The sequence below is a fragment of the Mesorhizobium sp. P2_D1 genome, from assembly GCF_056404455.1.
This window is the reverse complement of sequence record NZ_JBFUDZ010000007.1, coordinates 163,935-173,276: the sequence shown is the minus strand read 5'-3', so window position 1 is coordinate 173,276 and position 9,342 is coordinate 163,935. Positions and strand designations below refer to the sequence as shown.

Annotated in this window: 11 protein-coding genes; 2 read left to right on the top strand and 9 right to left on the bottom strand. The window is 63.8% G+C overall.

Annotated elements, in window-relative coordinates; all coding sequences use genetic code 11:
* Positions 1-577: 577 nt before the first annotated feature.
* The gene (locus tag AC1D0I_RS08820) at positions 578-733 is read right to left on the bottom strand and encodes a hypothetical protein (RefSeq protein ID WP_477394421.1); all 156 of its coding nucleotides are present in this window, start codon (positions 731-733) and stop codon (positions 578-580) included.
* A gap of 69 nt (positions 734-802) precedes the next feature.
* On the opposite strand from AC1D0I_RS08820, the gene AC1D0I_RS08815 reads away from it, so the two are divergent.
* Both AC1D0I_RS08815 and AC1D0I_RS08810 read left to right on the top strand, forming a co-directional pair.
* On the top strand, positions 803-1,024 hold the full coding sequence (locus tag AC1D0I_RS08815) for a hypothetical protein (RefSeq protein WP_477394431.1): 222 nt from the start codon (positions 803-805) through the stop codon (positions 1,022-1,024).
* Between the two features lie 212 nt (positions 1,025-1,236).
* Positions 1,237-2,244, top strand: coding sequence for an AI-2E family transporter (locus AC1D0I_RS08810; protein ID WP_477394419.1), 1,008 nt, complete (start codon positions 1,237-1,239; stop codon positions 2,242-2,244).
* A 73-nt stretch (positions 2,245-2,317) separates the two neighbouring features.
* Here AC1D0I_RS08810 and AC1D0I_RS08805 read toward each other — a convergent pair whose 3' ends face one another.
* The 8 genes from AC1D0I_RS08805 to AC1D0I_RS08770 form a co-directional block, all read right to left on the bottom strand.
* A complete protein-coding gene (locus AC1D0I_RS08805) occupies positions 2,318-2,866 on the bottom strand; it encodes a flavin reductase family protein (RefSeq protein WP_477394417.1) in 549 nt (182 codons plus the stop codon).
* Positions 2,867-2,930: 64 nt separating this feature from the next.
* Positions 2,931-4,151 (bottom strand): acyl-CoA dehydrogenase family protein, encoded by a 1,221-nt coding sequence (locus AC1D0I_RS08800; RefSeq protein ID WP_477394415.1) that lies wholly within the window; start codon positions 4,149-4,151, stop codon positions 2,931-2,933.
* A 28-nt stretch (positions 4,152-4,179) separates the two neighbouring features.
* Positions 4,180-4,968, bottom strand: coding sequence for an alpha/beta fold hydrolase (locus AC1D0I_RS08795; RefSeq protein WP_477394413.1), 789 nt, complete (start codon positions 4,966-4,968; stop codon positions 4,180-4,182).
* A 12-nt stretch (positions 4,969-4,980) separates the two neighbouring features.
* Positions 4,981-5,997, bottom strand: coding sequence for a zinc-dependent alcohol dehydrogenase (locus tag AC1D0I_RS08790; RefSeq protein ID WP_477394411.1), 1,017 nt, complete (start codon positions 5,995-5,997; stop codon positions 4,981-4,983).
* Between the two features lie 12 nt (positions 5,998-6,009).
* On the bottom strand, positions 6,010-7,035 hold the full coding sequence (locus AC1D0I_RS08785; protein WP_477394409.1) for a branched-chain amino acid ABC transporter permease: 1,026 nt from the start codon (positions 7,033-7,035) through the stop codon (positions 6,010-6,012).
* On the bottom strand, positions 7,032-7,895 hold the full coding sequence (locus tag AC1D0I_RS08780; RefSeq protein WP_477394407.1) for a branched-chain amino acid ABC transporter permease: 864 nt from the start codon (positions 7,893-7,895) through the stop codon (positions 7,032-7,034). Before AC1D0I_RS08780 ends, AC1D0I_RS08785 begins: the two co-directional genes overlap by 4 nt.
* Entirely contained in the window at positions 7,882-8,610 is a 729-nt protein-coding gene (locus AC1D0I_RS08775) for an ABC transporter ATP-binding protein (protein WP_095789856.1), read from the bottom strand. The genes AC1D0I_RS08780 and AC1D0I_RS08775 overlap by 14 nt, the downstream gene beginning before the upstream one ends.
* Positions 8,607-9,335 carry an ABC transporter ATP-binding protein gene (locus tag AC1D0I_RS08770; RefSeq protein ID WP_477394405.1) on the bottom strand — a complete coding sequence of 243 codons (729 nt, stop codon included), beginning with the start codon at positions 9,333-9,335 and terminating at the stop codon, positions 8,607-8,609. Before AC1D0I_RS08770 ends, AC1D0I_RS08775 begins: the two co-directional genes overlap by 4 nt.
* Positions 9,336-9,342 lie beyond the last annotated feature (7 nt).

Here is a 9,342-nt window from a genome sequence, read left to right as displayed (position 1 = left end):
CCCCTATTGATCCACGCCCCCTTAAGCAATTTGGAAGGCTGTAACACTTCCAGTTTGGCCTGCTGCGTTTGGTCCAGCATGGTTGCAAAAAAGCCGTCTCGCCTCGATGTCGGTTCTCCCAGCTAGCCGCGATTGTGCCGGCGTGAACCGCCGCGCCGGCCCGCGCCCTGGATTAAACTACCCGAGAGTTTGACTGGCGAGGCCATAGGTCACCGGCGCAAATGCGACCGTCCGCCGTCACCGACCGCTTGAGATAGAAAACCAGGATGTCATGGTGCTTCTTAGGCTTGTTGTCGTGCACCCTATGCACACTTTACCCCTGTCGCGTCCTACGTCGAACGGACACAAAATCAACGGTAGTGGTTGCAACATGGCGCGACATGAAACGGAGTATGGACGCCCCTACCCCATGCGACAACGCGCTGAATTCATTGAGGAAAGTAATGGTACCGTTGGCTGGGATCGATCCGCCCTATAAGCTATTGTTTTCATTACCATTTCTTCGCTCAAAAACCAAATTTGTATCACAATAGGTATCGCAATATGTAGCACATTCACTGCTGCTTCGTGGGCACAATCAGAGGTACGCGGTCTGGGGGATCGACTGAAAGGCCGCCTTGAATTCGGCCATTGGCTTCAGCGAGTTCAGCGACGAATCCGTGTAGAACGGATCCATGGTATCAGGCTCATCGAGCGCGTTGGCGAGCGCAGTGCCGGCGACGGCAGAGTTCATGGTCGGGCCGTTCTCTGTTGGCTTAAGCGGTCGTCCCATCGACGGCCGCGCAACTCGGAGAGGCTTGGTATTGGCCCCAATCTCGCCCCGGCGCGTCGGATAGATGGCACCTCCACCAAGAGCGCCATTACCGAAGGCTCTGGCAGTTGCGACATTAAGGGGAATATTTCCATCGACACCGGCGAGTACATTTACCATGTGCCGGGCCAGAGATATTATTCCCAGACGATCATCCGGCCGGAATTCGGCGAGCGTTGGTTAAGCGCATTCGGCGCTCAGACTCTCCCATAAACGATGCTCCGCGACTTCGTTCGCGACTGCGCCGTTGCGGGAGTTCTTGACCCTATCCATCCGAAGACGCGGATCCGAAGGCCGGACGTTAGCCGGGGCGGCTATCGACCTGCCTAGCTTCACAAACGTATTGGGCGCTTGTTCGCTTGCGCATCACCGGGTATCCAATTAACTGAAACCGAAGAGGACTTGGCTGCCTCTGCAGGTGAAAAGTGCTGACCTTCCCAGGGTTCTATCTCGCGTCGTGCCTGCTCGCGCTTGTTGCGCTCGTCGCCGTTCTCGAACTCGGCCTGCTTCCGGCACTGCTTTCGGGCCTTCTCGTGTTCAACCTCGTTCATTTCGCCGCACCGATGCTCCATCGAATCGGGGTCTCCAGCAGCCTGACGAAAAGCCTTGCGCTGACCTTGGTGGCATTGACTTTCGTGCTCCTGATAGCCGCTGCTATCTTTAGCGGCGTGTCGCAATTGACTGGCGGTTCGGAGAACGTCGTGACACTCCTCAAGAAGATGGCCGAGATCATCGATACCGCGCGCGTCCATCTCCCAACTTGGGCGATGGACTATTTTCCGTCGAACATCGAGGAACTGGAAGTCTTCGCTGCCCAATGGCTCCGCGAGCATGCCGGCCAGCTTCAACTCGTCGGTCGGGATTTCGGCGTCCTGGTGGTCCACATTRTCGTCGGCATGGTGATCGGCGGCTTGATCGCGGTAAGCTCGGCGRCGCCATCGGGCGAGCGCGGCCCATTGGCGGACGCGCTGGCGGATCGTGTCRACTTACTGAGCAAGGCCTTTCGCAACATCGTGTTCTCGCAAATCCGGATTTCGGCGTTGAATACGTTTCTAACTTCGATCTATCTCGTCGCTGTGCTGCCGTCCTTCGGCATCGATCTGCCATTCATCAGGACGATGATAGCGCTGACTTTCGTCGCCGGACTTCTGCCGGTCATCGGCAATCTGATCTCCAACACGGTGATCGTGGTTGTCAGCCTCAGCATCTCCTTCCTTGCAGCTCTAGGCTCGCTTGCCTTTCTCATCGTCATTCACAAGCTCGAATACTTCGCAAACGCCAAGATTATCGGTTCGCGGATCAATGCGCGTGCCTGGGAGCTTCTTCTGGCGATGGTTTTCATGGAGGCCTGGTTCGGTATGCCGGGTCTTGTTGCTGCGCCGATCTATTATGCCTATTTGAAGGCTGAACTGACGATGCGCGGGCTGATCTAGGGTTACAGCAACTGACGCAAGCATGCCGTGCGCGAAGACAGAGCTTGAGCTTGAACCACGATTGCCTTGCTGGTTAGAGGAACCGCGACGAATCGAGAAGCTCGGCCACGCCGTCCAGTTCCTTGTGCAGGCGATGCCAGCGACGGTCGAGATAGACCAGCGAATGCGCCTCCGGAGGGACCTCGTCCGGCTGTACCTCGCCTTCCAGCAGTTCCGCCGCGACCAGCGTCGCGCCCTCGATCGGCAGCAGGCCGAGCCGGCGCGCGCGGAACCAGGTCGAAACGCCGGTATAGCGCGGCTCGCCGGTGGGCAGCCGCGCCCAGGCGCCCCCGGGCGGGAAGCGTTCCGCGCCGCTCGACGCGCAGAGTTGCGCCAAGTCTATATCGGTGAAGCGGAGCAGGTGGATCACCATGGTCTCGGCCCGCAGCAAGGGCTCGGACGAGGTCGATTTCATCGACAGCGAGAAGGCGACGACCGGCGGCGCGGCACTCACCGAGATCAGCGAGGACACGGTCATCGCCACCGGTCTGTCGCCGGGGTCGGCCGTGATCACAGCGACACCCGCCGGATGGCGACGAAAGGCTTCGCGGAAGGCGTTGGTCATCGGATGCGGCAAGCTCATCGACATGTCTCTTCTGCTGCTTGGAAAGGAGGGCCGGACGGCGTCCGCTGTCCGGCCCTTCGGACTACTTCTTCTCGATCAGGTCGTAGAACTGCCAGACGCGGTCGCTCCACATGCCGCCGATATCGCGGCCGGCCGAGGTGACGATCGACGGCGCGATCGTGAAATGGTTGGCCGCCACCATCATCTCACGGAAGGTGCGCTGGATCACGCCGGCGCGCAGCGACGCGCCGCCACCCGCGCGGTAGGCGAAGTTGCAGATATCGACGCCGACTTCGTGAATCTCGGACTTGGCCAGATGGACAAGGCTGATCTGCCGCGTCGACATCCTGTTGCCGGCCTCGACCGTCGCCTCGACGTCGCGCCAGGTTTCGAAGACAAAGGCGCGGGCGGCACGATAGCGGGCCTCGGCGCGGCCATAGTCGTGCCAGAACTTCTCGCTCTCGCCGATCAGCCCGGCGCGGCCCGACTTCGAGCGGGCGAACTTGGCGATCTCGTCCAGCATCCGCCGGCCGGCACCCAGCGCCCAGCCGGTATGGCCGATGGCGGCAAGGCCCACGACACCGAGGCTGAAGAACTCCTTCTGGCGCAGCGGCGGCGCGGTCAGGATCGGGAAGACGAGATCGTCTGCGATGAAGACGTCCTCGGCCGCATAGTCGATGCTGCCGGTGCCGCCGAGGCCCAGCACGTCCCAATTGCCGAGCTGCTTGTGCTCGGAGATCGGCGCATGCGCGCACATGACGATGACATTGCCGTTCTCGTCCTTGGCGGGCTTGCCGGCGCCGTCGTCGACGAAGGCGGCGCTGTGGCTGTAGGTGGCGTGGCTGAAACCGCTGCCATAGCTCCACTTGCCGTTCAGCCGGTAGCCGCCGTCGACCTTCTTCAGCATGCCCAGTGGCGCGCCCTGCCCCGAGAAGCGGTTGTCGGTGCCCGGCGCGAAAAGCCGCGCGACCGCACTGTCAGGCAGGAAGGCCGCCGACATCGCGCCAATGCAGCAATGCACCATCGAAACCCAGCCCGCCGCGCCCGAATGCCAGGTGATCGCCTCGATCAGTTCAAGACCCTGCGTGGGTGGCAGTTGCGCGCCACCAAGGCTTTCGGCGGCGAAGATATGCGACATGCGCATCGGCTTCAGCGCCTCGAAGGTAGGCTGGGTCAGTTCGCCGCTCTCCTCGTCGGCGGCGGCATTGGCTTCCAGGATCGGCCCGATCTCCGCGATCTTCTTCAGCAGGTCGCGATGGTCGACGGTCGTTCCCCACGAGCCATGCTTGATGGGTTTGTTCATCGTTTTCTCCTCCTTGTTTGAAATGTGATCAGCCGGCGAGAAAGTCGCCGATCTTGCTCAGCGTTTCGGGTTTTTCCTGCATGACGAAATGGCCGGCATCCTCGACCAGGATCAGGCGTGCATCCGGGAGCGACTTGACGAAGAGTGGCGCCTGGCTTGCGGGCAGCAGACGGTCCTTGGTGCCCCAGACGACCAGCGCCGGATTGGTGATGCGCGCCAGGAAGCGGCGCAGATTCGGGTGGCCCATGCCGAATGGCGCCAGCAGGCGGCCCAGCGTCTCGCCCTCACGGACGCGATCGGCGCCGAAGGCCTCCGCAAAGGCCGGGTCCGAGCCGTCGGGGAAATAGCGCAACGCCACCGAGACGTCATGCGCCAGAAAGGCCGGCAGCTCCTGCGGCGCGACCGCGCCGAGATCGGTGGCCGGGTGTGCGGGATCGTTGAGCCCTGCCGGCGCGATCAGCACCACCTTTTCGAAACGCTCGCGGGCAAGGCCAGCCAGCTCGGTCGCCATCCAGCCACCCATCGAAAAGCCGATGAGATGAGGCTTCTCCGACAGTTTCAGAGCGTCGAGCAGGTTCAGGTAATGCAGAACCATGTCGGACATCGCGGCCACATGCGGCGCGGCATCCGAAAAGCCGAAGCCCGGATGGCTGGGGCATAGAACGCGGAACCGGTCGGCGAGACCTGCTGCAAAGTCGAAACCTTCCAGGGTCGAGGCGCCGTGCAGGAACAGCACGGGCTTGCCCTTGCCGATGGCCTTCACCACCGTTTTTATGCCGCCGACATCGTATTCGAGCGTTTCGAACTGGACGGTCATTCTTATTTCTCCTCAGACAAGGTCGGGCTGGATCAGCACTTTGCACTGCGTCGTGCGACGTCGAAGGCTCTCGAAGACCTGCGGAACCGGTGAGAGGTCGATCCGATCGGTGATCAGCGCCTGCGGCGCGAAAGGTCCGCCGCGTAGCGCATCAAGGGCGACGTCGAACTCGTTGCGCTGATGGAAGAAGACCGAGAACAGCAGGTTCACTTCCTTGGTCAGCGCGATGAACGGGTCCCATTCGTCGCCGCCGATGCACAGGCCGACGCCGACCACCGTGCCCTGCAGCCGGACCGCCTTGACGGCCGCGTCGATGAGGCCGCGCTTGCCGACGCATTCGAAGACGATATCGGGCGCACCGCCACAGAGATCGGCAAGGTTCTCGGCCAGCCTGTTGCCCGATAGCGCGAAACCGGTCGCGCCGAGCGCCAGCGCGCGGTCCCGCTGATGGCTGTGTATATCGGCCACGACCACGCACGACGCCCCCATTCGCCGCGCCCAGAAGGCGACGAGCAGGCCGATCGGTCCGGCGCCCAGTATGGCGACCCGGTCTCCCGGCTTCATGCCCGAGCGGACGATGCAATGCAGCGCGACCGAGAGCGGCTCGGCCAGCGCGCCATCCTCTATCGCCGCCTCTTCGGGCAGGACATGGCATTGGCGCGCGGCGACGGCCGCGTATTGCGCATAGCCGCCGCCAATCAGCACCATGTCCGGACAGCGGCCCGGATCGCCGCGCCTGCAGGCCTGGCATTGCCCGCAGCCGCGCATCGGCACGACGGCAACACGGTCACCGATCCGAAGGTCCGCCACGCGTGATCCCAGCGCGATGATGTCGCCGGCGAATTCATGGCCAAGGACGAAACCTCCCCCGATGCCGAAAGGCACCGGATCCTCGGTGATGTGCAGGTCACTGCCGCAGATGCCGCAAGCGGCGACACGCAGGACGACCTCGTCGGGCGCAGGGGTCGGGTCAGGCACCGTGCCGACGCGCAGCGGACTGCCGACCGTATCGAAGATGGCTGCTTTCATGAAAACCTCCCCTCAGCGGTCCGGATCGACGAGCTTGCGTCGGATCGGGAACCATGGCGCATCCCACCGTTTCGAGATCAGGCCCCATATGCCGGTGCGAGCATAGAGGGCCACCAGCAGCGTCATCAGGCCGAGGACGACGAAATAGGTTGCGCCGTATTCACCGAACCAGCGGTCAGCGATGAAGAAGATCAGGGATCCGATCAGAACGCCCTCGATGGAGCCGATCCCGCCAACCATGACGATGAAGATCGCCACATTCGCCCACATCGGATCGAAGGCCGAACCCGGGGTGATCCGCAACTGCGCCATGAAGTAGATCGCACCCGCAAGGCCGCAGCCGACCGCCGACGCGACGTAGACCAGGAAGCGCAGCTTTGCGACATTCACGCCCTGGCTGGCAGCCGCGACCGGATTGTCGCGCATGGCGATCAGCGCAAGGCCGAAGCGCGAGCGAAGCAGCCAGTAGCTGCCGCCCAGCGTGACCAGCAGCATGCCGGCGCAGAGCAGCGACATGGCGACATTGCGCTCGAAGGCCGAATAGTCCTTCATCACGCGCAGCGACATGCCCGCGCCGGAATTGACCAGCGGCAGGTTCGATGCGGTCAGCCGGAAGACCTCGGCCACCACCCAGGTGCCGATCGAGAAATACGGGCCGTCCAGGCGATGAAGCAAAAGGTAGATTGGCACGGCCAGCGCGGCCGGCACCAGCAGCGACAGAAAGGCCGCCACGAAAGGATTGATGCCGTAAGTCTGCGCCAACACGAAAAGCGCGTAGCCGGCCGCGCCCATGAAGGCGTGCTGGCCCACCGAGACAAGGCCGGCATAGCCGGCGAGCAGGTTCCACATCTGCGCCACGGCGATGTAGCAGCATAACACCAGGATCGAGCGGATCGTGCCGGTCGAGGCCCACCACGGCATGGCCGCGACAGCGATCACCGCCAGCACCGCCAGCGTCATCGCGACCCGACCGGAGCGAGTCTGGCGCTGGACCAGGACCTCGGGCGCCTCGGTTTCCACATAGGAAATCGCACTCATGACAATGCCTTTCCGAACAGACCCTGCGGCCGGGTCGCCAGCACGATCAGGAAGACGATGTGTCCGGCGAGCACGCCAAAGCCCGGATCGATGCGGAAGCCGATGGCCTGCGAGATGCCGAGGACCATCGAGCCGACGAAGGCGCCCCATACCGTACCCATGCCGCCGATGATCACCGCCTCGAACGCGTAGATCAGCTGGGCAGGTCCATCGGCCGGCGCGACGGTCGACCGCAGCGCCTGGAAGACGGCTGCAAAGCCCAGGATGCCGACCGCCGCCGCCGTCGCCATCGCATAGACGGCGCGCGGGTTGATACCGGTCATCGCCGCAGCCTCGACATCGGCCGAAGCGGCGCGCAGCGCCCGGCCGAAGCGCGTGCGCTTCAACATCAGGTCGAGGGTCCAGGTCAGACCCGTGGCGACCGCCAGCACGATCAGCGGCAAGAGGCCGATATAGACACTGCCTATCTCGATGGATTGACTCTCGATCCCATGGCCGGGCAGCGACCGGCTGTTCGCGGACCAGATTTGGAGCATCAGGTTCTGCAGCGCGATCGACAGTCCGAAGGTCGCGATCAGCGAAGGCAGCGGATCGCTGCCCACCACCCGGTTCAGCACGGCCTTCTGCAGCACCCAGCCCATCAGCACCGCCAGCGGCACCAACACGATCAGCACAGGCAGCGGTCCCAGGCCCCAGGCCGTCGCCATCGAGATACCGAGCAGCGACAGAAGGATCACCAGATCGCCATGGCTGATGTTGACGATGCGCATGACGCCGAACATGAGCGCCATGCCGAGCACGTACTGGGCATACATGCCGCCCAGCAGGATTCCCTGCACCAAGGCGTCAAACCACTCCATGGCCCGCTCCAAAATAGGCTTTGCCGATCTGCTCGCGCGTGATTTCGGCGGACCTGCCGGTCAGGGTCACGCGCCCTTCCAGCATGCAGTAGAGACGGTCCGAGGCAGTCCGGGCGAGGCCGACATCCTGTTCGACCACGATCATCGCCGTCCCGGTGGCGCGGATTTCGGGCAAGGCGGCATAGATCTCGCGGATCACCTTGGGCGCAAGACCGAGGCTGATCTCGTCGCAGAGCAGGACGCGCGGCTGGCACAGCAGCGCGCGGCCGATGGCCACCATCTGCTGCTGCCCGCCCGAGAGGCTCTGCACCTGCGTGCGGGCCTTCTCCTTGAGGATGGGGAACAGCTGGTGCAGCCGTGGCAGCGTCCATCCGCCCTTGGCGCCCATGCGCGCGGCCTGGTCGATGGCGACGCGCAGATTGTCCTCGACCGACATGCCGGTGAACAGGCGGCGGCCCTCCGGCACGATGGCGACGCCCTTCTGCACCATGCGGTCTGTCGCGGTACCACCGACGGGGTCGCCGTGCAGCCGCACCATCTCGCGTCCGACCGGGAGCAGACCCATGATCGAACGCAGCAGGGTGGACTTGCCTGCCCCGTTGGCGCCGATCAGAGCCACGGCCTCACCCTGGTGCAGCTCGATGTCGATGCCGTAGAGCGCCTGGAAATCGCCATAGCGGGCCAGGAGCCCGTGGGTGGAAAGAACGGCCGTCATGCCTCGATCCCCATATAGACACGCTGGACCTCGGGCAGCGCGATCACCTCGGCCGGCACGCCTTCGGCGATCTTCTCGCCGAAGTTCAGCACTAACAGCCGGTCGGCCACCGCCAGCAGCGCGTGCAGCACATGCTCGATCCAGACGATGGTGATGCCGCGGTCGCGGATGCGGCGCACCAGCGCCACCAGCGCTTTCGATTCATCGTCGGTCAGCCCGCCCGCGATCTCGTCCAGCAGCAGCAGCTTCGGATCCGAGGCCAGCGCGCGCGCCAGTTCCAGCCGCTTGCGGTCGAGCAGCGTCAGGGCGCCGGCCGAGACATTGGCCTTGTCGGAAAGCTCGCAATCGCGCAGCACCTGGGCGCAGAAAGCATAGCTTTGTTTCTCCGACCGGCCGCCGCCGAAAGCGGCGGCGACCAGCAGGTTCTCGAAGGTGGTCATGCCGGAATAGGGGCGCGGGATCTGATAGGTCCGCCCGATCCCCATCTGGCAGCGACGGAAGGGCGGCTCGCGGCGGAGCGCCGTGCCGCCGAGCTGGATCTCGCCACCGGACGCCTTCAAATCGCCACTGATCATATTGAACAGCGTCGTCTTGCCCGCCCCGTTCGGGCCGAGGATGCCCAACACCTCGCCCCGATGCACGTCGAAACTCACCTCATGCAGGACGCGGACGGCGCCGAAGGACTTCGACACGCCGCGCGCTGCCAGCAGGATTTCCCTGTCCATGGATCCG

Coding starts and splice junctions, on each gene's coding strand:
- AC1D0I_RS08820 (WP_477394421.1), bottom strand. CDS start 733: ATGAACTCTGCCGTCGCCGGCACTGCGCTCGCCAACGCGCTCGATGAG.
- AC1D0I_RS08805 (WP_477394417.1), bottom strand. CDS start 2,866: ATGAGCTTGCCGCATCCGATGACCAACGCCTTCCGCGAAGCCTTTCGT.
- AC1D0I_RS08800 (WP_477394415.1), bottom strand. CDS start 4,151: ATGAACAAACCCATCAAGCATGGCTCGTGGGGAACGACCGTCGACCAT.
- AC1D0I_RS08795 (WP_477394413.1), bottom strand. CDS start 4,968: ATGACCGTCCAGTTCGAAACGCTCGAATACGATGTCGGCGGCATAAAA.
- AC1D0I_RS08790 (WP_477394411.1), bottom strand. CDS start 5,997: ATGAAAGCAGCCATCTTCGATACGGTCGGCAGTCCGCTGCGCGTCGGC.
- AC1D0I_RS08785 (WP_477394409.1), bottom strand. CDS start 7,035: ATGAGTGCGATTTCCTATGTGGAAACCGAGGCGCCCGAGGTCCTGGTC.
- AC1D0I_RS08780 (WP_477394407.1), bottom strand. CDS start 7,895: ATGGAGTGGTTTGACGCCTTGGTGCAGGGAATCCTGCTGGGCGGCATG.
- AC1D0I_RS08775 (WP_095789856.1), bottom strand. CDS start 8,610: ATGACGGCCGTTCTTTCCACCCACGGGCTCCTGGCCCGCTATGGCGAT.
- AC1D0I_RS08770 (WP_477394405.1), bottom strand. CDS start 9,335: ATGGACAGGGAAATCCTGCTGGCAGCGCGCGGCGTGTCGAAGTCCTTC.